General features: G+C 68.7%; 27 protein-coding genes. 17 read left to right on the top strand and 10 right to left on the bottom strand.

Features of this window, described 5'->3' with window-relative positions; translation table 11 throughout:
* Positions 1-475: 475 nt before the first annotated feature.
* Complete coding sequence (locus U9J41_RS23835) at positions 476-1,474, bottom strand: class I SAM-dependent methyltransferase (RefSeq protein ID WP_322404629.1); 999 nt, start codon at positions 1,472-1,474, stop codon at positions 476-478.
* Between the two features lie 221 nt (positions 1,475-1,695).
* On the opposite strand from U9J41_RS23835, the gene U9J41_RS23830 reads away from it, so the two are divergent.
* The 5 genes from U9J41_RS23830 (at position 1,696) to U9J41_RS23810 (ending at position 6,833) form a co-directional block, all read left to right on the top strand.
* On the top strand, positions 1,696-1,878 hold the full coding sequence (locus tag U9J41_RS23830) for a hypothetical protein (protein WP_322404628.1): 183 nt from the start codon (positions 1,696-1,698) through the stop codon (positions 1,876-1,878).
* 60 nt (positions 1,879-1,938) lie between these two features.
* On the top strand, positions 1,939-2,814 hold the full coding sequence (gene ypfJ / locus U9J41_RS23825; RefSeq protein WP_322404627.1) for a KPN_02809 family neutral zinc metallopeptidase: 876 nt from the start codon (positions 1,939-1,941) through the stop codon (positions 2,812-2,814).
* Positions 2,815-3,143: 329 nt separating this feature from the next.
* On the top strand, positions 3,144-4,328 hold the full coding sequence (locus U9J41_RS23820; RefSeq protein WP_322404626.1) for a zinc-dependent alcohol dehydrogenase: 1,185 nt from the start codon (positions 3,144-3,146) through the stop codon (positions 4,326-4,328).
* 9 nt (positions 4,329-4,337) lie between these two features.
* Positions 4,338-4,907 (top strand): hypothetical protein, encoded by a 570-nt coding sequence (locus tag U9J41_RS23815; RefSeq protein WP_322404625.1) that lies wholly within the window; start codon positions 4,338-4,340, stop codon positions 4,905-4,907.
* Between the two features lie 168 nt (positions 4,908-5,075).
* A complete protein-coding gene (locus U9J41_RS23810; protein WP_322404624.1) occupies positions 5,076-6,833 on the top strand; it encodes a M4 family metallopeptidase in 1,758 nt (585 codons plus the stop codon).
* 261 nt (positions 6,834-7,094) lie between these two features.
* Here U9J41_RS23810 and U9J41_RS23805 read toward each other — a convergent pair whose 3' ends face one another.
* A complete protein-coding gene (locus U9J41_RS23805) occupies positions 7,095-7,805 on the bottom strand; it encodes a M23 family metallopeptidase (protein WP_322404623.1) in 711 nt (236 codons plus the stop codon).
* Positions 7,806-7,828: 23 nt separating this feature from the next.
* Positions 7,829-8,806, bottom strand: coding sequence for a L,D-transpeptidase family protein (locus U9J41_RS23800; protein ID WP_322404622.1), 978 nt, complete (start codon positions 8,804-8,806; stop codon positions 7,829-7,831).
* A 121-nt stretch (positions 8,807-8,927) separates the two neighbouring features.
* On the opposite strand from U9J41_RS23800, the gene U9J41_RS23795 reads away from it, so the two are divergent.
* Positions 8,928-9,227: a 2Fe-2S iron-sulfur cluster-binding protein gene (locus tag U9J41_RS23795; protein WP_322404621.1), complete on the top strand. Its 300-nt coding sequence runs from the start codon at positions 8,928-8,930 to the stop codon at positions 9,225-9,227.
* A 15-nt stretch (positions 9,228-9,242) separates the two neighbouring features.
* Here the strand turns inward: U9J41_RS23795 and U9J41_RS23790 are convergent, their stop codons facing one another.
* Positions 9,243-10,097, bottom strand: a complete 855-nt coding sequence (locus U9J41_RS23790) for an alpha/beta hydrolase (RefSeq protein ID WP_322404620.1) — start codon at positions 10,095-10,097, stop codon at positions 9,243-9,245.
* Between the two features lie 167 nt (positions 10,098-10,264).
* Between U9J41_RS23790 and U9J41_RS23785 the strand changes: the two genes are divergently transcribed.
* Both U9J41_RS23785 and U9J41_RS23780 read left to right on the top strand, forming a co-directional pair.
* Positions 10,265-10,450, top strand: a complete 186-nt coding sequence (locus U9J41_RS23785; RefSeq protein WP_322404619.1) for a hypothetical protein — start codon at positions 10,265-10,267, stop codon at positions 10,448-10,450.
* 21 nt (positions 10,451-10,471) lie between these two features.
* Entirely contained in the window at positions 10,472-10,633 is a 162-nt protein-coding gene (locus U9J41_RS23780) for a hypothetical protein (RefSeq protein ID WP_322404618.1), read from the top strand.
* 145 nt (positions 10,634-10,778) lie between these two features.
* Here U9J41_RS23780 and U9J41_RS23775 read toward each other — a convergent pair whose 3' ends face one another.
* Positions 10,779-10,985 carry a hypothetical protein gene (locus tag U9J41_RS23775; RefSeq protein WP_322404617.1) on the bottom strand — a complete coding sequence of 69 codons (207 nt, stop codon included), beginning with the start codon at positions 10,983-10,985 and terminating at the stop codon, positions 10,779-10,781.
* Positions 10,986-11,182: 197 nt separating this feature from the next.
* Between U9J41_RS23775 and U9J41_RS23770 the strand changes: the two genes are divergently transcribed.
* Positions 11,183-11,320 carry a hypothetical protein gene (locus U9J41_RS23770; RefSeq protein WP_200958414.1) on the top strand — a complete coding sequence of 46 codons (138 nt, stop codon included), beginning with the start codon at positions 11,183-11,185 and terminating at the stop codon, positions 11,318-11,320.
* Between the two features lie 69 nt (positions 11,321-11,389).
* On the top strand, positions 11,390-11,752 hold the full coding sequence (locus tag U9J41_RS23765) for a hypothetical protein (protein ID WP_322404616.1): 363 nt from the start codon (positions 11,390-11,392) through the stop codon (positions 11,750-11,752).
* 105 nt (positions 11,753-11,857) lie between these two features.
* Here U9J41_RS23765 and U9J41_RS23760 read toward each other — a convergent pair whose 3' ends face one another.
* The 3 genes from U9J41_RS23760 to U9J41_RS23750 all read right to left on the bottom strand — a co-directional run bounded on the left by U9J41_RS23760 (position 11,858) and on the right by U9J41_RS23750 (position 15,932).
* Entirely contained in the window at positions 11,858-12,061 is a 204-nt protein-coding gene (locus U9J41_RS23760; protein ID WP_229503750.1) for a hypothetical protein, read from the bottom strand.
* A gap of 132 nt (positions 12,062-12,193) precedes the next feature.
* On the bottom strand, positions 12,194-15,034 hold the full coding sequence (locus U9J41_RS23755) for a bifunctional diguanylate cyclase/phosphodiesterase (protein WP_322404615.1): 2,841 nt from the start codon (positions 15,032-15,034) through the stop codon (positions 12,194-12,196).
* A gap of 97 nt (positions 15,035-15,131) precedes the next feature.
* Positions 15,132-15,932 (bottom strand): fused MFS/spermidine synthase, encoded by an 801-nt coding sequence (locus tag U9J41_RS23750; RefSeq protein ID WP_322404614.1) that lies wholly within the window; start codon positions 15,930-15,932, stop codon positions 15,132-15,134.
* A gap of 109 nt (positions 15,933-16,041) precedes the next feature.
* Between U9J41_RS23750 and U9J41_RS23745 the strand changes: the two genes are divergently transcribed.
* The 6 genes from U9J41_RS23745 to U9J41_RS23720 all read left to right on the top strand — a co-directional run bounded on the left by U9J41_RS23745 (position 16,042) and on the right by U9J41_RS23720 (position 20,452).
* On the top strand, positions 16,042-16,317 hold the full coding sequence (locus tag U9J41_RS23745) for a hypothetical protein (RefSeq protein ID WP_322404613.1): 276 nt from the start codon (positions 16,042-16,044) through the stop codon (positions 16,315-16,317).
* 7 nt (positions 16,318-16,324) lie between these two features.
* Entirely contained in the window at positions 16,325-17,494 is a 1,170-nt protein-coding gene (locus tag U9J41_RS23740) for a GGDEF domain-containing protein (protein ID WP_322404612.1), read from the top strand.
* Positions 17,495-17,645: 151 nt separating this feature from the next.
* A complete protein-coding gene (locus tag U9J41_RS23735) occupies positions 17,646-18,578 on the top strand; it encodes a Ppx/GppA phosphatase family protein (protein WP_322404611.1) in 933 nt (310 codons plus the stop codon).
* A gap of 48 nt (positions 18,579-18,626) precedes the next feature.
* The gene (locus tag U9J41_RS29365; protein WP_322404610.1) at positions 18,627-19,475 is read left to right on the top strand and encodes a hypothetical protein; all 849 of its coding nucleotides are present in this window, start codon (positions 18,627-18,629) and stop codon (positions 19,473-19,475) included.
* Positions 19,364-19,846 carry an HD-GYP domain-containing protein gene (locus U9J41_RS23725; protein ID WP_322404632.1) on the top strand — a complete coding sequence of 161 codons (483 nt, stop codon included), beginning with the start codon at positions 19,364-19,366 and terminating at the stop codon, positions 19,844-19,846. Before U9J41_RS29365 ends, U9J41_RS23725 begins: the two co-directional genes overlap by 112 nt.
* Positions 19,847-19,918: 72 nt before the next feature.
* The gene (locus U9J41_RS23720; RefSeq protein WP_322404609.1) at positions 19,919-20,452 is read left to right on the top strand and encodes a hypothetical protein; all 534 of its coding nucleotides are present in this window, start codon (positions 19,919-19,921) and stop codon (positions 20,450-20,452) included.
* Between the two features lie 30 nt (positions 20,453-20,482).
* Here the strand turns inward: U9J41_RS23720 and U9J41_RS23715 are convergent, their stop codons facing one another.
* Complete coding sequence (locus U9J41_RS23715; RefSeq protein WP_322404608.1) at positions 20,483-20,800, bottom strand: hypothetical protein; 318 nt, start codon at positions 20,798-20,800, stop codon at positions 20,483-20,485.
* 217 nt (positions 20,801-21,017) lie between these two features.
* The gene (locus tag U9J41_RS23710) at positions 21,018-21,665 is read right to left on the bottom strand and encodes an ABC transporter ATP-binding protein (protein ID WP_322404607.1); all 648 of its coding nucleotides are present in this window, start codon (positions 21,663-21,665) and stop codon (positions 21,018-21,020) included.
* A 172-nt stretch (positions 21,666-21,837) separates the two neighbouring features.
* Between U9J41_RS23710 and egtD the strand changes: the two genes are divergently transcribed.
* Positions 21,838-22,803, top strand: a complete 966-nt coding sequence (gene egtD / locus U9J41_RS23705; protein ID WP_322404606.1) for an L-histidine N(alpha)-methyltransferase — start codon at positions 21,838-21,840, stop codon at positions 22,801-22,803.
* Positions 22,804-22,805: the final 2 nt, after the last annotated feature.

Raw genomic sequence — 22,805 nt, 5'->3', positions numbered from 1 at the left:
GTCGAATGTACCTGACTCGAAATCAGGCGTACGGGTGACCGTACCGTGGGTTCGAATCCCACCCTCTCCGCCAAACAAACAAGGCCCCATCGGGGCCTTTTTTGTTTGCCGGAGAGAGCAGGGCGCCTGCGCACCCTGCGGGGTGGGATTCGAAGGGCTGGGCTTGCAAGCCCAGCCCTCTTCGAATCGCCAGTTTGCCGTCCGCTGCGCGGACGGCGCCGCGCGCCGCGGGCGCGCGCTGCAAAGCCGAAAGGCACGCAACAGAATCAGCATCGCCTTTGCGACGCACTTCCGATCCGCAGGACCGGCGTCAGCCCGGCCCTGCGATCACCCATCTGCTGTCCGCTCGCGGACAGCCCCGCGCGCCGCGGGCGCGCGCTGCAAACCCACCGCAGCCACAGCCCACAGCCACAGCCCACAGCCCACAGCCCGCAGCCCGCAGCCCGCAGCCCGCAGCCCCACCATCACCCCCCGCTCACCCCCGCTTGACCGCATGCAGCCACACCGCCGCAATCCGCTCCACGCGCTCATACCCCTCGCACCCCAGCTGCCCGCCAAAGATATCCGGATCCAGTTCCTCATACGACCAGCAATCCGTCCCGCCATCGAGCCGGCCGCGGATGGCATCCAGGAACGGATCCGCACCGTCGACGATGGCCACGCCCGTGTACAGCAGCAGGCAGCCGCCGGGATGCAGCCGGTCCAGCGCCGCGTGCACGATGCGGATCGACAGTCCGGCGCCATGCGCGCCGCCGCCGTGGCGGTACGTCAGCTGGTCGGGGTCGAGGATGTACGGCGGGTTGGACGTGACGAGGTCGAAGCCGCCGTCGACGCCGTCCAGCAGGTCGCTGCGGCACGGCACGACGTTGTGCGCGCCGTTCAGGCTCGCGTTGACGTCGGCCAGCGCCAGCGCGGCCGGGTTGATGTCGGTCGCGTACACGGTCGCGTCGCGGCAGCGCAGCGCCAGTTCGATCGCGCCCGGTCCCGCGCCGGCACCGATGTCGACGGCGCGCCGCACCGGCCGGCGCAGGCTGCCGTGCGCACCGAGCACGCGCTTCAGCGCGGCCGTGTAGCGGTAGGTGTCGGGGCCGAAGAACACGGCGTCCGCGTCGCACGTGGGCCAGGCCGAGTGGAAATACAGGTGGTCGCCGATGGTCGAGGCGCGCACGAGCGAGCGCCAGCCGGCGGGCGGCTGGCCGTCCGCGACGTCGTTGCCGTCCGCGTCCACGGGCGCCGCCAGGCCCGCCGCGCGCAGCGGGCCGTCGAGCGCGTCCGGCAGCACGCCGGGACGGAACGGCCGGCTCCAGCCGAACACGCCGCGCAGGTCGTCGGCCCAGGCGTTCTCCGGGCGGCCGTTGACGCGCCGGTGCGTGGCCGGGGTGACTGTCACGAAACGGTAGCCGGCGGCCTGTAGACTGCGGCCGAGCGCGGCCAGTGCGGCGTGATGGGCGAAGGAGGCGGCGGTCGGGGTCATGCGCGGAGCATGCGCCGGGCCCGCGTGCGCTTCCGTACGCGGGCGCACACAGACGTGGACGGGCTGTCACGCAACCCGCGTCCGCGCTATGGCATCATGTGAATCGCACGCATCGCACGCATCGTACGCATATGTGAAAGTTCGAACAGATGCGGCCGTGCGCGACACGCACAATGAACCCGGGCCGGTGCTGCAAGCACGGTCCAACGACAAGGACGATCATGAAGATGACGCCGGACGTGACCCTGAATGAGCGCGTGCAGCGTGAGGTCGAGCGCGAACGCCACGAGCGCCTGCTGCACGACGAGCAGCGCGTCGGCTTGGCGGTGGACGACGAGTTCCGCCTCAAGGATGCTCGCGACAACATGGGGTCGGCGAAGATCAGGCGTGCCAGGGGACGCTGACGGCGCCCGGCACGGAACATTGACGGCGGCACCCGGGCGGTGCGGCCAGGGAGAAGAATTATGCGTTGGCAAGGTGACCGGCAAAGCGACAACGTCGAGGACCGCCGCGGCGACGGCGGTGGCGGTGGCGGATTCAGTTTCGGCGGCGGGACCGTCGGCATCGGGACGATCGTCATCGCGCTCGTCGGTTCGTGGTTCTTCGGCGTCTCGCCGTCGACGATCCTGAACCTGTTGTCGGGCGGCGGCACGCCGGCCCAGGTCCAGCAGGCGCCGTCGCATGCGCCCGCGAGCGACCGCGAGACCCAGTTCGTGAGGACGGTGCTGGGCTATACCGAAGACACCTGGACGCAGATCTTCCGCGCCAACGGCGCGACGTACTCGCCGCCGGTGCTGGTGCTGTATACGGGCCGGACGAGCACCGGCGGCTGCGGCCAGGGCCAGGCCGCCGTCGGCCCGTTCTACTGCCCGGCCGACCGCAAGGTCTACCTCGACCTCGACTTCTTCCGCATGATGCAGCAGCGGTTCAAGGTCGGCGGCGAGTTCACGCAGGCCTATGTGATCGCCCACGAGGTCGGCCACCACGTGCAGAACCTGCTGGGCATCACGGGCAAGGTCGACAGCGCGCGCCAGCACCTGTCCGAGACCCAGGCCAACGCGGCGTCCGTGCGCCTGGAACTGCAGGCCGACTGCTTCGCCGGCGTGTGGGCCTACCACACGAACCAGGCCAAGCAGATCATCGAACAGGGCGACGTCGAGTCCGCGCTGAACGCCGCCAGCGCCATCGGCGACGACGCGCTGCAGCGCCAGTCGCGCGGCGTCGTCGTGCCGGATTCGTTCACGCACGGCACGTCGGCCCAGCGCGTGCGCTGGTTCACGCGCGGCCTGCAGACGGGGTCCGTCGAGCAATGCAACACCTTCGAGGCGCGCCAGCTCTGAGCCCGCGCCGCCGCCAGTGAACACGGCCGCCGCGTGCGGCCGTTGTCAATCGGATCGGCGGCGCGGCAAAAAAAAGTGTTCATTAACCCCCGTACGTTTCCGTGCGCGTATCGCCTTCCTTGGTGTTTTGACATACCTTGTTGTCAAGGGCTCGTCCGTGGCGGCGGGCCATCAACCACGGCACCTCGAAAAACCGTCGCGAGCGGCAGCAATACCGTTCGAGAAGCGCGGCTGTACGAAAGTACGGTCGGTCCGCCGCAGCGGAGCATCGCAGGACGGTAGTGCAACGCGCAGCAGGTTTTGCGACGTGCCCTCTACGAGGAGGAATTATGCTGGCGATGAATTACCGGGGACCGTACCGCGTCCGCGCCGATTACAAGCCCGATCCCGTCATCGAACACCCGGGCGACGCCATCGTGCGCGTGCTGCGTTCCTGCATCTGCGGATCCGACCTGCACCTGTACCACGGCATGGTGCCCGACACCCGCGTGGGCCACACGTTCGGCCATGAATTCGTCGGCGAGGTCGTGGACGTCGGCCGCGACGTCCAGACGCTGAAGGCCGGCGACCGGGTGCTGGTGCCGTTCAACCTGTTCTGCGGGTCCTGCTTCTTCTGCCAGCGCGAGCTCTTCGGCAACTGCCACAACACGAATCCGGAAGCGACGGCCGTCGGCGGCATCTACGGCTATTCGCACACGGCCGGCGGCTACGACGGCGGCCAGGCCGAGTACGTGCGCGTGCCGATGGCCGACGTCGGCCCGCTGCCGATCCCCGACGACCTGCACCTGGACGACGCCGTGCTGCTGACGGACGCCGTCCCCACCGGCTACCAGGCCGCCGAGATGGGCGATATCCGCGAAGGCGACACGGTCGTCATCTTCGGCGCGGGCCCGATCGGCATCTTCGCCGCCAAGTCCGCGTGGCTGATGGGGGCGGGGCGCGTCATCGTCGTCGACGAGGTCGAGTACCGGCTCGAATTCATCCAGCGCTACGCCCAGTGCGAAGTCGTGAACTTCCGCGAAGTGAACGATATGGCCGAGCACATCAAGAAGATGACGGACTGGATGGGCGCCGACGTCTGCATCGACTGCGTGGGCGGCGATGCGGCCGGCTCGATCGCCCAGACGCTCACGGGCCGCCTGATGAAGATGCAGGCCGGCGCCGCGACCGTGCTGCACTGGTGCATCAACTGCGTGCGCAAGGGCGGCAACGTGTCGATCGTCGGCGTGTATGGCCCGACGTTCAACGCCGTGCCGATCGGTAACGCGATCAACAAGGGCATCACGATGCGCATGAACCAGGCCAGCGTCAAGCGCCACCTGCCGCGCCTGATCGAGCACATCCGCGAGGGCCGGCTGAATCCGAAGGAAATCATCACGCACCGGGTGCCGCTGGAAGAGGTGGCGGACGCGTACCACATCTTCTCGAGCAAGCTCGACAACTGCATCAAGACCGTCCTGATCCCGCCGTCCGCGCGCGAGGTCCAGGCCGTCAGCGCCAGCGCACTGCATTGAGGAGACATCATGGAACACCACGACCATCATCAGCACGACGGCGACGCGGCCCACGTCCACACGCATCCGCTGCAGGGCGACGTGGCCGAAGGCCCGCGCCGGCCGAGCCGCGCCGAGCTGGCGCATATCGAGGGCTGGGGCGCCGACCTCGACCGCAAGAACCGCCCGGCCATCCCGATGGAACGCATGCCTGCGCGCTTCATCCATCCGCACGAGGGCCAGCTGCCGCAGCAGCCGGAGAACGTCGAGATCCTCGTATCGACCGAACGCCCCGGCATCACGCCGATCTTCGGCACCGCGCAGCCGCCGAAAGGCTTGTCCGGCATGATCCGCCGCGCCGCCTATAAGTGGGCGGAGAACGACCTGCGCCGCTGGCTCATGCTGCTGGCCGCCGACCGCGTGAACGTCGTCGAAGGCATCGGCGAAGACCTGGCCCACGGCAAGGTGCCGAACGTGCTGGCCGAGATGGGCATCAAGGCCGAATGGGAGCACAACCGGGCCGGCCTCGTGAAGAAGGCCGTGATCGCCGGCGCGGTCGTCGGCACGGCCGTGTACCTGATGCGGCGGCGCGAGCGTTGACCATGCGCTAGACGCATCCGGCGCGCTCTGGCGCACCGTATCCCGCCACGTTGCACACCGCCCGACGGCTGCCGCACGCCGCCGTCGGGCTTTTTGCGCTTGAGCAAATTCCTTCGAGAGAGCTCGGCCACACTGATTCCGTGTGCCCGCTCAATGAAAGGAAATCTCATGAACAAGCGCAAGATGTTGCTGGCGTCGTTCGGCGCCCTGTCCCTGGTTGCCATCGTGCCCGCCGGCGCGGCCGGCCCCGGATTGACTCGCCCGGTGGTCGCCGCCACGCCGCAGATGGACGCGGCGCTGCTGGCCCAGCTGGACGCACGCCGCGCCGCGAGCGGGCAGGACGCGCGCTACGGCTATGCGATCGTCGCCCGTCATCCCGGCGCGCAGGGCACGCAGGTCGCGCGCGTGGCCCACACGTTCAAGGGCGTGCCCATCTTTGGCTTCGAATCCGTGCTGGTGCTGGACGCGAACGGCAAGATCGTGTCCGAATCCGATTCCGAACGGCGCGCCAACTTCGCCAAGCCGGACCCCGTCGGACCGCGGCCGGATTTCAGCGTCGTGCCGGCGATCTCGTCGAAGGCCGCGATCGATGCGGCGCTGGCGTCGCTGGCCACCGCGGCGCGCCACGAGACGCCGCCCAGCGCCGAGCTGATCATCTGGCCCGCCATGCGCACCGAACGCCTGGCCGCGGCACGCGACAAGCAGGAACAGGACCTCAACGCGCTCGACGTGCAGGACGTCGTCGACCACTACGAACTCGCCTACCTCGTGCGCACGCGCATGCGCGTCGGCGACAAGCCGGCGTACCACGACACCGTCGTGAGCGCGCGCGATGGCGGCATCCTCGCGCAGTGGAGCATGCTGCAGACCGTCGTCGGCGTCGGCCACAGCCAGTACAACGGCGACGTGCCCATCAACACGACGTCGACTGACGGCAAGTTCAGGATGATCGACGACACCCGCGGCACGTTCGGCGCGATGGCGATCACGAACGCCGACCACGGCACGAGCGCGGGCGCCGTGTACGCCAACGACACGAACACCTGGGGCGACGGCAAGCAGTACGTGGCCGGCGGCCCGACGACGAACGCGAACGGCCAGACCGCTGCCGTGAACGCGATGTGGGGCCTGATGAACACCTACGACACGTTGAAGAACGTGTTCAACTGGCTCTCGCTGGACGGCCACGACACGGCGACCTATATCGCGGCGCACGTCAACACCGCGTACGACAACGCGTACTACAGCGACACGTGCCGCTGCATGTTCATCGGCGACGGCTCCAGTTTCAACAGCCTCGGTTCGATCGACGTGATCGGCCACGAGATGGGCCACGGCATCACCGCCGCCACGTCGAACCTGACGTATTCCGGCGAGTCGGGCGGCCTGAACGAATCGTCGTCGGACATCAACGGCGAGGCCGTCGAAGCCTATGCGCGCGGCGGCGGGAAGGGCGACAGCATCCCGCTCACGGGCAACGACTGGGTGCTGGGCAAGGAGATCAGCAAGAGCGGCACGCCGCTGCGCTGGATGTACCGTCCGAGCAAGGACGGCAGCAGTCCGGACGCGTGGAGCAGCGCCCTCAAGCGCCTGGACGTGCACTACAGCAGCGGCCCGAACAACCGCATGTTCTATTTCCTGTCGCAAGGATCGAGCGCGGACAAGGCCGGCGACTACTACAGCAAATACCTCGTCAAGACCCCGGCCGCGATGACGGGCGTCGGTCTCGACAAGGCCTACCGCATCTGGTTCAGGGCGAACACGACCAAGTTCACGTCGAGCACCAATTATGCGGATGCGCGCGCCAAGATGATCGAGGCGGCGGGCGAGCTGTACGGCAAATCCAGCCGCGAGGTGATTGCCGTGCAGCGGGCGTATGCGGCCATCAACGTCGGGGCGGATGTGGATGAGGCGCCGGCGCAATGACGTCGCCTCCGCGCTGGCGCGGGGCCCAGGTTCGGCGGTGCGGCGGCGCCGGATTGGGCCCCTGCCTGCGCAGGGGCGACGTGGTGGTCGATGACCGGTCGCTGGACGCGGTCCCCTGCCTGCGCAGGGGCGACGTGGTGGCCGATGACCGGTCGCTGGACGCGGCCCTGCCTGCGCAGGGGCGACGTGGTGGTCGATGACCGGTCGCTGGACGCGGTCCCTGCCTGCGCAGGTGCGACGTGGTACGTTACCGGTTGCGGTTTATGGCTGCAGCAATGGATACGGATCCACCGGCGTTCCCTTCCACCACTGCTTCTCCGGGGTGAGTTCGAACACGGCGAAGTGCAGGTGCGGCGCGTTCGGATCGGCGTTGCCCGTCGCGCCCACATAGCCGATCAGGTCGCCACGCTTGACTTGCGCGCCTTCCCGCAGGCCGTCCGCGTAGCGGTCCAGGTGCGCATAGTAATAGGCGTATTTTTCGGTCGGATCGAACTGGTAGATGGTCAGCCCGCCCGGTTTGCTCGTGAAGAGTTTCACGATCTTGCCGTCCGCGACCGCCACCACCTTCGTGCCCTTGGGCGCCATGATGTCGAGCGCTTCGTGATGGCGTTCGTTGCCGCGCGGCTGGTCGTACGTGTCGGTGAGCTTGGCCGGCGCGATGCCGTCGACGGGCACCAGCAGCTTGCCCGCCGGTGCGGCCGGCGCCGCGGCCGGCGTGGCTGCCGGCGTATCCGTGCCGGCGGGACGCAGCGGCAGATCCAGTTCGGTCAGGTCGGGCATCACCTGCGGCGCCGGCGGCAGCTTGCCGTTCAGGGCGTTGCCGGGCGGCGGCGGCGCGGGCAGGGAGCCCGTGTTCACGGCCACCGCTGGTGCCGCGGACGCCGCGTGCTCTGGCGGCATCTGGCGCAGCCAGACGAACAGGCCGCCGGCGCCCACCAGCACGCCGAGCAGGAAGGTCATCAACCATCTCATCGTCGTCTCCTCATTGCTTGGTTTTACTCGGTCAGCACCACTTCCGTACCCGCCTGCACGAGGCCCGCCACCTCGGATGCGCTCCAGTTCGTCAGGCGGATGCAGCCGTGCGATTCGCTCTTGCCGACCGACGCCGGCACGGGCGTGCCGTGGATGCCGTAGTGCGGCTTGGACAGGTCGATCCACACCACGCCGACAGGATTGTTGGGGCCGGCCGCGATCGTCGTGTTCTTGTCGCCCGGCTTGGCGTCCCAGAACAACTTGGGGTTGTAGTGGTAGGTCGGATTGCGGTGCACGCCGTCGATCTTCCAGGTGCCGATCGGCAGCGGATCGTGTTCGCTGCCGCTCGACACGGGATATTGTGCGAGGACGGTCCCGGCCGCGTCCTGCAGCTCGAGGGTGCGCGCGTCCTTCGACACGACGACGCGCGCGGCCGGCGCCAGCGGCGGCGTGCCGACGACGTTGGGCACGAGGATCTGCTCGCCGGCGCGGCCCAGGTCCTTGCCGGGATTGAGTTTTTGCAGCAGCGCCGGGCTGGCGTGGAATTTTTCTCCCAGCTCTTCCGCCGGCGAGGTGTAGCCGAGCGTGGGCAGTTTCGCCTTTTCCATCATGTCGTCCGGCACGGGACGGAACGGGCCCGCGACGTCGGCATCGAGCAGCGTGTAGGTGAGCAGCGTGGGCGTCGCGTCGGCGTTCAGGGCGTTCCACGTCGCGTCGTCGAGCTTGCCCGTGGGGTTCAGGCCGTGCGTCTTCTGGTAGCCGGCCAGGGCGTGGTGCATATTGGAGCCGAAGGCGCCGTCGATTTCGCCGGGCGAAAAATGGGCGCGGTCGAGCAATACCTGAGCGCGCAGCAGCTTGTCGGGTTCCGGTGCCGGCGCGGGCGTGGCCACCGTGGCCGTCGACGCGGGCGCGCCGGCGGGACCGGGTTGCGCGGCGCCCGCCGGGCTGCCGGCGAGGCTGCCCAGCATGGCGATCAGAAAGGGGAGGCGAAGTGTTTTCAATTGATTTCCAGCCTGAAGATGCGTTGGCTTCAGGTTAGTGCCGTGCCAGGCGCCGCTCTGTGCGGGAACGAACCCAGCATGGTTGGGCTGGCCGATGCGTGCAGGCGGTACAATCGCCGCCATGACCGCGTTGACCATCACCCTGCAGCCCTCCGGCTGGTCGTTCCCGACCGACCCGGACACGACGGTGCTGCACGCCGCCGAACGGGCCGGCATCGACCTGCCCAGTTCCTGCCGCAACGGCACCTGCCGCACGTGCATCTGCCGCCTCGCGAGTGGCACGGTGCGCTATCTCGTGGAATGGCCGGGCCTGTCCCTCGACGAAAAGCGCGAGGGCTATATCCTGCCGTGCGTGGCGGTGGCCGTCGACAACCTGGTCGTCGACCAGCGGCTCGCGAAACGGATCGTGTTTCCGGACTGAGCCGGCCGGGCCGCGTCAGCGCGGGGCCGGCAGCATCGATTCGATCGCGCGCAGCACGAGCGGCCACGAGGCCGACGTCGCGGCCACCTCGTCGTAATGGCTGGCGCCCGGCAGGATGACGACCTCGGCCGCGTCCCCGGCGGCATGGGCGTGCGCCGCGAAATCGTGCGCCACGCGCGGCGGCGAGATGGTGTCCAGTTCCCCGGTGACGAGGATGGTCCGGCTGCCGTTCGGCATCAGGTCGCCCGCATTCGTGTCGGCGAAGACGTCCGGCCGCGTCGCGCTGGGCGTGCCGGCCAGCTCGGCGATGTCGCGGTCGCAACTCGTTTTCAACAGCGCCGATTCGCGCCGCAGGTCGGCGAGGCCACCGAGGCTGACGACCCGCCGCACGGGCACGGCGTCGGCGTGGAACAGCGGGCTCGACGCGGGGATGCAGGGCCGCGCCGCCAGCCATTGCACGAGCTGGCCGCCGGCCGAGTGGCCGACGGCGACGAGGCGGTCGAGGTCGAGCGGATAGTCGCGGGCCGTGCGCGCCAGCAGGTCGAGGGCGGCGTTCATGTCCTGGTAGGTGCCGGGATAGCCGCCGCCCGCTTCATCCACGCGGCGGTATTCCACGTTCCAGACCGCGATGCCGCGCGCCGCCAGCGCCCCGGCCATATTGCGGAACTGGGTGATGCCGCCGTATTCCTTCGTCCAGCAACCGCCATGGACGAGCACGGCCACGGGAAACGGGCCCTTGCCGGGCGGGACGAACAGTTCGGCATATTGCGACGGCGCCGCGCCGTAGCGCAGCGTGGCGTCCGGGGCGGGGCCGGACAGGGCCATGTAGTCGGTCAGCGTCATCGGGGCGGCGTGGAGGTTGGCGGACATGGCGAGGGAAAGCGCGAGGGCGGGAAGGCGGCGCGGCATGGTCGGCGACGGAATGTCAAAACTTGACTATACCAGCCCGCGCCGCCCGGCCGCACGATTGAAAACCCGGCCCGGTCTTCCATGCTAGGCTGCACACAACATCAACGCCGATCAATCGGAGGATCGCCATGAGCCAATCGAAATCCAGCGGCAGCCAGAACAAGCAGTCGGGCAATTTGTCCGAGGAAGACGCGCAGAAGCGCCAGGCCGGCGTCAAGGACAAGAGCAGCCACGACAACAAGTCGACCGTGAAGGCGGGCACGGGCACGGGCAAGGGCGCGGGCGGCGGTGCGAAGCAGAAAGAAGGCCGCTGAGCCAGGCGCCGGAGAAGACCGATGAGTTTACCGGAACACGCCCACTCGACGCCCGATCCCACGACGCCGGACCCGGAGCTGCCGCCGCCGCAGCCGAGCCCCGAGCCGGACGACGTGCCGGCCCCGGCGCGCGCGCCGGTCAAGGAACCCGACGCGCCGGTGGCGCCCGTCAAGGCGGACTAGCGGTGCCGCGCGGCGGTCGTGGCCGCCGCGCGGGCACGTCCGGATGCGGGTAGCGGTGCGGGTAAATAAGGGGTGAATTGCGGGCGTACGATGTGCGGATGGGGTGGACCGTCGTGTCGCCCCATCCGTTGTCATGTGGTGCGGGTCAGCCCTTGCCCGGCTGGCCGTCGCGCGTGGCCGGTTTGCCGCCGTCTTGCTGGCCGCCCTGCTTGTGGCCGCGCGGCGGGATTTCGCGGATCATGGCGTCCGTTTCGTGCTGGGCCGGCGAGCGTTCGCCGCTGCCGATGTCCGCTTCGTGCAGGTTGGCAGGGCCGTTGGCGCCGGGGTCCGGCTTCGGTACGTTGGTTCTCATGGGGTGCTCCGTTGCGTTGTCGTGTTGGCGCGATACTAACAGTCCATGCCGGCGCCCGGCGCGCAATACGATCGCGGCGGCGGCGGCTGTTTGTTGCTAAGCAGACACAAATGACGCTTGCGTACGCTGGCGCACATATTCCGGCAGGGAATTTTTTATAATGACCCTGTGGCCAATGACATTCGGAGGAGAGACGTATGAGCACCACCTTGTACAACAAGATTCCGCTGGGCCGAAGCCCGTTGCTGGGCTCGCATCGGATGCACGCGGCGGTGGCGCTCGGCGTGCTGGCGGGGGCCGGCCTCGTCTGGGCCGCCGTGCGGGCCCTGCGGTAATCACGACGCGGGTTGCCGGGACGGCCCGCCGCCGTTACCATGGCGGGCTTGTTTCCTTGGAAAGTGGTAATGAAGAATCTGAAACTGACGGGCGACGAATACGACGCCCTCGAATTCATCCGGCGCGGCGCGAAGAGCGACCGCGTCAATGCCTGTGTCGGGCGCAACGCCAAGCGTCTGTCGGGCCTGAAACTGGTCCAGTATGCGAAGACCGGCGGCCTGGCGCTGACCGCGCAGGGGACCGAACTGCTGTTCCTGCGCCGCTGCGTGCAGGCGCTGCGCGCGCTCGAGGCGGACCCGGCGGCGCCGGTCGACGAGGACGTCGTGCAGTTCCTGAGCCGCAAATCGCACATCGCCGCCCGGGCGGAGGGCGGTTTCGAATTGACGGCACGGGGCCGCGAATCGTTGGCGGACATCGCCGCGCAAGAGTAATGTAAGCCGCAGGGTGGGCACCCCGTGCCCACCGAATGCCCGCATCACGGTAACGCATGGTGGACAAGGGTTGTCCACCCACGCCCATCATTCAGGCGTTCCGGCTCAGTTCGTCCGGCGTCGATTCGGATAGACCAGGGCGCGCACGGCGATCTCGGCCGGCACGCCCATGGCCGCCAGGAATTCGGCGGCCCGCTGCAGGCCCAGCGTGGGGACCGATGCCACGGCCTGGTTGACGAGGTCGCGCGTGCGCATGTCGGTGCGCGGCCTGCGTTCCGCCAGCGTCGCGGTGGCGGAGTCGATATTCATTTCAGTCATCATCGTCATACTCGGTAAGTAGTATTGCTAAAGAGTCACCGGGTATTGTAGAAGAACGATGTACGTTAGGCTATAAGTAATTGCACCAATTATTGCAGTTGGGGCAAATAGTTAAAGCAGATTCTAGATTCCGCACGCCGCGGCCGTCTGCGGCTCGTCTTCCGGGGCCGCCAGGCCGCGCCGCTGGCGCAGCAATTGCTCGAATTCATGGGCCGGCAGCGGCTTCGAGAAATAATAGCCCTGCATTTCGTCGCAGCCCTGGTGGCGCAGGTAATCGAGCTGTTCCGCCGTCTCCACGCCCTCGGCGATCACGGACAGGCGCAGGTTGTGCGCCAGCGCGATGATCGAGGCGACGATCGCCGCGTCGTTGGCGTCGTGCGTGATGTCGTTGACGAACGAGCGGTCGATCTTGAGCACGTCGATCGGGAAGCGCGACAGGTAAGAAAAGCTGGAATAGCCCGTGCCGAAGTCGTCGATCGACAGGTTGACGCCCAGCGACTTCATGCGATGCAACAATTCCACGGCCGGGGTGACGTCGCTCATGAACAGGCTCTCGGTCAGCTCCAGCTCCAGGCAGGACGGTTCCAGGCCCGTGTCGTTGAGGACGGCTTCGATGCCGGGCAGGAGGTCGGCGGCGCTGAACTGGCGCGCCGACAGGTTCACGGCCACGCGCAGCTTGCCGAGTCCCGCATCCTGCCAGGCCTTGTTCTGGGCGCACGCGGTGCGCATGACCCAGGCGCCGATCGGCACGATCAGGCCCGTGTCCTCGGCCACGCCGACGAAGCGCGACGGCGGCACCATGCCCAGTTCCGGGTGCTTCCAGCGGATCAGCGCCTCCATGCCGACGATGCGGCCCGTCTGCAGGTCGACCTGCGGCTGGTAGTGCAGCACGAACTCGTTGCGTTCGAGGGCGTTGCGCAGCGCGCTTTCGATGCGCACGCGCTCCAGCGATTCCTCGTTCATGGCCGGCGTGTAGAACTGGAAATTGTTGCGGCCCAGTTTCTTGGCGCGGTACATGGCGATGTCAGCGTGTTCGATCAGGTTCTCGGCCGGTGTGCCGTCGCTCGGGAAGGCGGCCACGCCGATGCTGCAGGTGACGAAGAATTCCTTGGGGCCCAGCATGACGGGCTGCGCCACGGAATCCATCACGCGCTGCACGATGTCGGGCGTGAGCGGCTGGTCCGAGTGCTCGGACAGGATCACGACGAATTCGTCGCCGGACAGGCGCGCCACCGTGTCGGTGTCGCGCAGCGACGAGCGCAGGCGCGCCGCGACCGTCATCAGGAGGACGTCGCCGGCCTTGTGGCCCATGCTGTCGTTGACGAACTTGAAGCGGTCCAGGTCGATCAGCATCACCCACACCGGATGGCCGCTGCGGGTCGCGTAGGCGACGGCCTGGCTCAGGCGGTCCTGCAGCAGCGAACGGTTGGGCAGGCCGGTCAGCACGTCGTGCTGGGCCACGTGGTGCACGCGCTGCTCGGTGACCTTGCGCGCGGTGATGTCGCTGCCCGTGCCGCGGTAGCCGGTGAAGCCGCCCGTCTCGTCGAAGACCGGCTGGCCGTTGATGCAGAACCAGCGTTCCTCGCCGTTGTCGTCGACGACGCGGTATTCGAGGTTGCGGAACGGCTCGTGGGCTTCCAGCGTGGCGATGTGGTCGCGACCTAGTTCCGTGTCCGTCAGCGCGGGCACGTAGTCCCAGCGGCGGCGGCCGAGCACGCGCTCGGTGCCGATGCCGGATTTTTCCGTGAAGTCGCCGGTGACGTGCGTGAAGCGGAACTGCTCGTCCTGTTCCCAGTACCAGTCGGACGACATGGCGACCAGCTGGCGGAAGCGCTGCTCGCTCTCCTGCAAGGCTTTTTCCGTGCGCTTGCGCGCGAGGACGTCGTCGATCAGGCGCTGGTTGGTGAGCTTGAGGTCGGCCGTGCGTTCGCGCACCAGTTCCTGCACCTTGCGCGTGCGCTGGCCGGCGGCCTGCACGAAGGCGGTGAGGAGCAGCGTCGACAGCACGCCGCCGGCCAGCAGCAGGGTCGAGCCGAGATGGTCGGCCAGCCACGCGCTGGGCGCGGCGATGGCTTCCACCGTCCACGACTGGCCGCCGACCGTGAAGGTGTTCACGGCGCGGCCCGTGTAGCCGGCCGACAGCAGCGCGACCGGCGGCGCGAACGGCACCGCGTCGCGGCTCGCGTAGACGAGATGGGCCGGATCGGCGCGGCCGCCGCCGTAGAACCTGAGCTGGATGCCGTGGTCGTCCAGCAGGCCGGCACGTGCCAGCGCGGCGTTGACGAGCGTCGGGATCGAGATCACGGCGGCCGTATCTCCCAGCAGGCGGCCGGCCCGGGCATACACGGGCATCAGCACTTCGAAGCTGGGTGCGTCGGGCGCCTGGGCGATCTGCAGCAGGCCGGTGAGGGCGGCGCGGCCGCTCGCCTGCGCGCGCGCGAGCGTGTCCATCACTTGCCGGTTCTGGCTGACGTCGAGGCCGAGGGCCGCCTCGTTGCCCTGCATCGGTTCGAGGTAGTCGACGACGTAGTAACGGGCACGCTCCGGCGCCGTCACCCGCGCGGTGGGGCGCATTTCGCGCAGCACGAGGTCCGGCTGGAACTGGCGCAGCCCGGCTTCGAACGCGGCCCGCTCGCCAGCCTGCACGACGCGGTGGAAGTTGAAGGCGCGGATGTACGGGTTCCGCTGCAGCAGCGGCGTCGTGAAATCGTGGAATTGCGCGCGCGTGACCGGCTGGACCGTCGTGAACAGCTGGTTGGTGACGTTCAGGACTTCGACGGCTTCGTCGATGCCCTGGCGCAGCGCGGCGACGCGCACGCCCGTGCCCTGTTCGAAGGCCAGCGCCTTGTTGTCGTATTCGAGGCGGCTGACGGCGACCGTCAGCACTGCGGTTGCGACCAGGCCGCCCCCCAGGGTGAGGCCTGCGGCGAGCGTGAGCGAAAACGGCAGTCGGCGACGCGACATCCAGTAATCCCTATGCATGTGAGGTGGAGTGCTTGCCCGAAGGCACGAAATAAGGGGCTAGTTTGTCACAGAAACTCTAGTTTCCGCAAACAAATTGTCACAGACGGATGCGTACCGGCCGAAGATGTGGCGGGGCCAAAACAGATCGGGATGCGATCCTGGCAAGGATGAATCTTATGGCTAGCCGGTTCAATAATCCGAGGCCCAGGCCGCGCCGGCGCGCATACCGGGCAACGCGGCGCGCGACGGCGTCGTCCGGGGCGTGCAGGGCATACACGATGCGGTTGTTGCCCGCGACCTTGTCGAACCAGCAGGTCCGGCCGTCGAACACGGTATCCAGCGCATCCATCACGTCGGGGTAGCGCGGGTCGTACGTGAACACATTGGCCACCAGCACGCCGCCGGGCCGCAACGCACGCCGGCAGTCGGCATAGAAGGGCGCGTCGGCCAGGCGCGGCGGCAGGCCGCGCGCGTCGAAGCCGTCCGCGAGCAGCACGTCGGCCGTGGCGGGATGCGCGGCCAGCCAATCGCAAGCGTCGGCATGGACGACGGTGAAACGGTCGCTGTCGGGCGGCACGTGGAAGGCGTCGCGCAGGGCGATCACGTCGGCGCGCAATTCGATGACGGTGATGCGCGCGCCGGGGAAGTGGCGGTGGCAGAACTTGGCCAGCGATCCGCCGCCCAGCCCGACCATCACGATATGGCGCGGCCGCGGCCGGAACAGCACGAAGCCCATCATCGCGCGCTGGTAGGCCAGCGCCAGGGCGTCGGGGCGTGCCAGCAGCATCTCGCTCTGGATGTCGCCGGGGGCGAATTCGAGCGTGCGCCGGCCGCGGCGCGTACGTACGAGCGGCGGGGCGGGCGGGAACGGATGGGACGGGTCGTCGCGGTGCGGCATCGTGCCGAGTATACGTGAAATCGATATCGGCCCCGCCTCTCCACGGCGTAACTTGTTGCGCACGATGGGTTTCTGATAAGCTGGCCGTTGCAGCCCAAGCGGAGACCTCATGTTCCTGGACCACCCGACCATTACCGCCACCAACAGCCAGACCGAGCCGGACCGCATCGAGCGCCTGGACCGCGTCTATGGCTACGCGATGGCGTTGGCGGACATGGACGGCAACCCGGCTTTCGTCGAAAAACTGACCCAGATCCACGACCACAAGGGCACCCTGATCGTGTTCTGGCACGAGCCGCCCACCGAGGCCGAACGCGACTACTGGGCGCGCGCCTGGGCCAGCCGCGTCGGCGACGGCACGACCGCGGTCGTGCACGAATTCTGAGGTGCCGATGGATTCCACCACGATGGTACTGGCGCTGGCACTCGGCAATCTCACGCTGTGCGCGACCCTGTTTTTCTTCGAGCAATCCAGCCACAAGCGGCCCACGCTGCCGACCTGGGGCTGGTCGCGCCTGTACCAGGCTGGCGGCTGGCTGCTGCTGGCGATCGGCGCCACCGGCGTCATGCCGGAAGGGCTCGCGCTGCCCATCGGCTACGCGCTCGTGTTCGCCGGCGTCGCCTGGGAATCGGGCGCGGCGTGGGAGCGCGCCGGCCGCCTGCGCTGGCGCCGCGTCACCGCGCCCGTGCTGGCGCTGGCCATCGCCGCCTTCCTGCTGTGCTGGCTGATCGACCCGATCGGCCTGCGCGCCGTCGCCGCGTCGCTGATCCTGGCGGCCGGCTACCTGTCGGTGGCGGCGGCGCTCGCGCGCGGCTGGGCTGCGGCGTCGATGCTGCAACGCTTCCTGGCGCTGGCCACGGCGCTGCTGGCCATCGTCGTCGGCGCGCGCGGCGCCCTCGTGCTGCTGGCGCCGGCGGGCTGGGGCTGGATGACCAACGATATGTTGCGTCAGTTCCACTCGGGCGCGCTGTACCTGCTGGCGCTGCTGGGCGGCTTCGGCTGGCTGCTGCTGGGCCGCGAGCGCGAACAGGCCGAGCTGGCGCGGCTGGAAGTGGTCGATCCGCTCACGGACGTGCCCAACCGGCGCGGCTTCTTCCGGCTGCTGTCGCCGTGGATGGCGCTGGCGCGCCGTCCGGGCCAGCCGACGGCCCTCGTCGTGTTCGACCTCGACCAGTTCAAGCGCATCAACGACAGCTACGGCCACCCGGCCGGCGACGTCGTCCTCGCCCACCTGGCCGCAGTCTGCAAGCGCCACCTGCGCGACAGCGACCTGCTGGGCCGCCTGGTGGGCGTCGAATTCGCGATCCTGCTGCCGCGCACGAGCCTCGACGATGCCACGATGGTGGCCGAGCGCATGCGCGCCGCGATCGAAGGCGAGCGCGTCAAGACCGAACGCGCGATGATTTCCCTGACGGCCAGCTTCGGCGTGACGACGATCCGCCCGGACGACAGTACCGTGACCCTGCTGGCCCGCGCCGACGAGGCCTTGCGTGTGGCCAAGAAGGCGGGGCGCAACCGGGTCGAAGTGGCGGCGTCCGCGTTGGCGCCGGTCGAGGAATGAACACCGCCGGGCCGGTGCGCGCACGCACGGACGTGTCCGCCATGGCGCCGTCGTCCCGCATGCCTTATGATGATACGATCAACGATGCTCCTGTCATCGATCCGTCATCCAGCCCCGCTATCGTGGCGCCGTTTTCGACTCCGGAGTCTGCATGAGCACGACATCTCCCATTCACGCCGCACTCGTCCTTGGTTCCGACAGCTTCCGCCTGCTCGTCGGCGCCGTCGAGGACGGCACCCTGCGTCCCCTCGACAGTTTTCATGCGCCCCTGCGCCTGGCCGCCGCGCTGGACGCGCAGGGCTGCCTGAGTCCCGAGGCGATGCACGCCGCGTTCGATTGCCTGCGCGCGATCCGCGCCCGGCTGAACGACCATGCGCTGGCCGCCGTGCGCGTCGTCGCCACGTCGACCTTGCGCATGGCCCGCAACAGCCACCTGTTCCTGCCGGCCGCGCAGCAACTGCTCGGGCATCCCGTCCAGGTGCTGTCCGGCGAGGAAGAGGCCGTCCTGACCTATCTCGGCGTCGCCGACGGCGCGACTGCCCACGGCGATCCCGCGCGCACGCTGGTGCTGGGCATCGGCGGCGGCTCGACCCAGCTGGCGCTGGGCAGCGGGCGCCGCGTGCAGAAGGTCGCGTCGCTGGGCCTGGGCACGTCGCGCCTGGCGCTGACGTTCTTCAGCGGCGGGCGCATCGACGCGGTGTCGTTCGCGGCCGCGATCGCGTCCACCCGCGCCAAGCTGGGCGACGAGGCGCCCGCGTTCGGACCGGGGCGGCGCGACCGCGCGTGCGGCGCGTCCGGCACGATCCACACGCTGGCGCGGCTGCTCGTCGACAACGGCCTGGCCGGCCCCATCACCCGCGGCCGGCTGGAAACGCTCGCCGCGCGCGCGCTCGACCAGGGCGGCGGCGGGGCGCCGCTGGCGGGTCTCGGCCACTTGCGCCTGCGCGACGTGACGGCGGCGCTGGCGATCCTGCTGGGCCTCATGGAAGAACTGGAGATCGAGGAACTGGACGTGCCCAAGACGGGGCTGCGGGCCGGCGTGCTGGCCGAATTGCGCCACGGCCGGGCGGCGCTCGCGGCGTGACGGACGGTGGCGCCATTCTTTGCGATGCCGCGGTTTGTTCGCTATGGATTGGTCGCCTGCTGTGTCGCTGCCGGCGCGCCGGCGTTCGCGGCCGGGCCGAGCGTGCCGCTGTGCTTCGAACGCCAGGAAGTGCTGCCGTGGCGCACCCTGGACGGCGGCGGCCTGAACTTCGAACTGCTGGGCGAAGTGGCGCGGCGCCTCGGCATCGCGTTCGATTACCAGAGCATGCCGTGGAAGCGCTGCCTCGCGCAGGTCAAGGCGAACCAGGTCAGCGGCGCGTTCGCCGTCAGCTTCAGCCGCGAGCGCGGGGCGCTGGGCGTGTATCCCGGCACGCTCGGGCACACGCGCGGCGCTGAAGACCGCGCCGATCCGGACAAGCGCATGCACGTCGACCGCTACGTGCTCGTGCGGCGCAAGGGCGGCCGCGTCGACTGGGACGGCAGGCACTTCGCCAACGTCGACGGCCGCATCGGCTTCCAGCTCGGCTATTCCGTCGGCGACTTCCTGCGCGCGCAGAACGTGCCGGTGGACGAGGGCAGCCATCGATTACTTCGAGATGGTGCGCGCGCTGCTCGCGGGCGTGATCGACGGCGAGCGCATGGCACGCCTGGCGCAGCACCTGTCCCGTTACGAATTCGACGCGGCGCGCCGGCTGCTGCCGCGGGCGGCCCCCGCAACCCGCCCCGATACCGCGGCAACCCGATGAATATCGCAGCCGCCGGACACGCCAGCCACAACGACAAGCCGACCATCCGCGCTTCGCGGCCGAACTCGGCGACGAGAACATCGAGCTCCTGTACCGCTCGGCGCCGCCGCACGACATCGGCAAGGTCGGCATCCCGGACCGCATCCTGCTCAAGCCCGGCCTGCTCGACCGCGAGGAATTCGAGGCCATGAAGCTGCACGCCGTGTACGGCCGCGACACCATCATGCTCGTCGAGAAGCACATCGGCGGCACCAGCGGCTTTTTGATGTTCGCGCGCGAGATCGCCCATTCGCACCAGGAGAAATGGGACGGCTCCGGCTACCCCGACCGCCTTGCGGGCGAGCAGATTCCGCTGTCGGCGCGCCTGATGGCCGTGGCCGACGGGTACGACGCGCTGATCTCGCGCCGCGGGTACAAGCCCGCGTTCACGCACCGGCAGGCGCTGGACATGATGCGCAAGGGCCGCGGCGCGCATGTCGATCCGGACGTGCTCGACGCGTTCTTCGAGATCGAGGACCGGTTCGCCGCCATCCCCGCCGAATTCCGCGACGCCGACGCGTAATCCGTGCCACGCCCTTCCGTGCGCGGGCTAAATGATATATATTGTTTGGCTTGTTTGAAGAAGGAGATCCCGATGGCGAGGACGACGACGGCCAGGGCGGCCGCGAAGACCGCAGTGAAGCCGGCAGCGAAGGCCGCAGTGAAACCCGCCGTGAAGCCGGCCGCGAACAAGGCCGCGGTCGCGAAGACGGCGGTCGCCAGGACGGCGGCGGCGAAAGCGCCCGTGAAAACGGCCGCGCCGAAAACGAAAACGAAGGCGGCGCCGGCGAAGACGACGCGCGCGAAGGCCGCCGATCCGGCCACGGTGGCCCGGCAGGCCGCACGCGCCATCGCCGCGCCCGCGAACGGCGCGCGCACGAAGCGCGCACCCGCGGCGGCGCCGGCCGCCCGCCCGCGCCTCGTGCGCGACAGCTTCACGATGCCCGAGCAGGAATACGCCGTGCTCGGCACCGTCAAGCAGGCGTGCCTCAAGGCCGGCCTCGACGTCAAGAAGAGCGAGCTGCTGCGCATCGGCGTGGCGCTGCTCGGCCAGCTCGACATGACGGCCGTGCGCGCCGTGCTCGCCAGCCTGCCCCAGCTCAAGACCGGACGCCCGCCGGGCGAGTGACGCCGCCCGTGGCGGAAAGCCGCGTGGCCCTCAGTGATGGGTCGGCGGCGGTGGCGGCGGCTCGGTGCGCGCCTCGGCCGTCAATTCCTTCAGCTCGCGGATCGGGATATTCGACTTCTCGTGCATCCGCAGCAGGATCGTCGCGCCGACGTTCAGCTTGCGGTGCCGGATCTTGCTGATGATGGGCGGCTGGACCTCCAGGACGCGGCACAGTTCCGCGTCGTTCTTCAGCTGCATTCGTTGGATCAATGTGTCGAGTAATTTGTTCGGAACAAAACTCGACGGCTCCATGGCCCGGGCGCGATGCATCGCCTCGAGCAACTCTTGTTTTTTCTGCCGTACGCTCATGAACTCCTCCGCATGGGAAATTGTTCAAGACAGATCGACTGTTTTGGAGAGTTGCGGTTCCGCTCGGCTCTTGCCCCGCCCGAATGGAATCCAGCCCGACCGTTTCGTTTTGCTGACTTATGCCTGGTGGGTTTGTTGGAATGCTACTACGTAGTTGACAAATCCGACGCACTGTTCATGACTAAAACGCCATAACCCGCATCTTTCTTGCGGGAATTTACGTTATTTTCAAACCGGAACGCGTCAAGACGAAGGTGCGGTCGGCCATGGCGGCGGCCGCGTGCGAGTGGGTGACCATGATCGCGCCCGCGCCGCTGGCCTTGATCTCGGCGCGCAGCAGGCGCAGGATGCCGTCGGCCGTTTCGGGGTCGAGGTTGCCGGTCGGCTCGTCCGCCAGCAGCAGGGCGGGGCGGTGCACGAGGGCGCGCGCGATGGCCACCCGCTGCAGCTCGCCGCCCGACAACTGGCGCGGGAAGTCGGCGCCGCGCCCGGCCAGGCCGACCGCGTCCAGCATCTGCATGGCGCGCGCCGGGTCCGGACTGCCGTTCAACAGCAGCGGCAGCGCGACGTTCTGGGCGAGCGTCAGGTGCGGCAGTACGTGGAAGGCCTGGAAGATGAAGCCCATGCGCGTGCGCCGCAGCCGCGTGGCGGCCTCGTCGTCCAGCGCGGTCATGGGCGTGCCGTCGACGCGGACCTCGCCGCCGTCCGGCGTGTCGAGCCCCGCGATCAGGTTCAGCAGCGTGGACTTGCCCACTCCCGATTCGCCCATGATCGCGACGAACTCGCCCGGTTCGAAGCGGTGCGAGAGGGCCGCCAGCACGGTGCGGCCGCCATAGGATTTGCTGAGGTTGACGAGTTCGAGCATGGGGCGCCGTGTTGGCAAAACCGCTACTCTAGCACGCGTCGTAGCACCCGCGGGCGACGGCCCGTTCAGTCGTCACGCATGCGCGTGCGGAATCCCGGAATCGCGTATCATGGCCGGAACGGCAACATTCCAGCCGGCCGCGCGGTGCGGCCGCACCACCGAGGACGCCCCGATGCTGAACGCCACATCGCCCGCAGTGCCCGCAGCAAACGATGGATTGCATGTACCCGCCGAACTGGACGAGAGCTTGCGCGCCCGCCAGGCCTGCATCTCGCCCAAATTCCTGTACGACCCGCTCGGCTCGAAACTGTTCGAGGCGATCTGCGAATTGCCCGAGTACTACCCCACGCGGACGGAAGCCGGCATCTTCGACCTGCACGGCGCCGAGATCGCGCGCACGGTCGGCACGGGCGCGACACTGATCGACCTGGGCGCCGGCAATTGCGCCAAGGCCGCGGGCCTGTTCCCGCTGCTGCAGCCGCGCCAGTACGTCCCCATCGACATCTCGGCCGAATTCCTGCACGACGCCGTGGAGCGCCTGCACCAGCGCTTCCGCCACATCGAGATGCGGCCGCTCGGCATGGATTTCTCCGCCAGCCTGGAACTGCCCGACATCGTGCGCGAGGATCGCCGCCTGTTCTTCTATCCCGGTTCGTCGATCGGCAATTTCACGCCGGAGGAGGCCCGCGATTTCCTGCAGCGCGTGCACACGCAGTGCGGGCGCGACGGCGGCCTGCTGATCGGCGTCGACCTCGCCAAGGACCACGCCGTGCTGGACGCCGCCTATGACGACGCGCTGGGCGTGACGGCCGCGTTCAACCTCAACGTGCTGCGCCACGTGAACCGCCTGCTGGACGCCGACTTCGACATCCGCCAGTGGCGCCACCGCGGCTTCTTCAACCCGGCCCGGGGCCGCGTCGAGATGCACCTGGAAGCGCGCAGCGCGCAGCATGTGACGTGGCGCGGCGGCAGCCGCCGGTTCGCGGCGGGCGAGTCGATCCACACCGAGAACAGCTATAAATACCGCCAGAGCGACGCCGTCGGCCTGCTCGCCGAGGCCGGCTTCGCGGCCACGCGCGTCTGGACCGACCCGCGCCAGTGGTTCGCGGTGATCTACGCGCGCGCCCTGTCGCACTGAAG

It is taken from the genome of Massilia luteola, assembly GCF_034420155.1.
GTDB classification, from domain to species: domain Bacteria; phylum Pseudomonadota; class Gammaproteobacteria; order Burkholderiales; family Burkholderiaceae_D; genus Telluria; species Telluria luteola.
The sequence above is the reverse complement of the archived record's forward strand: the minus strand, read 5'-3'. Positions and strand labels throughout refer to the sequence as shown.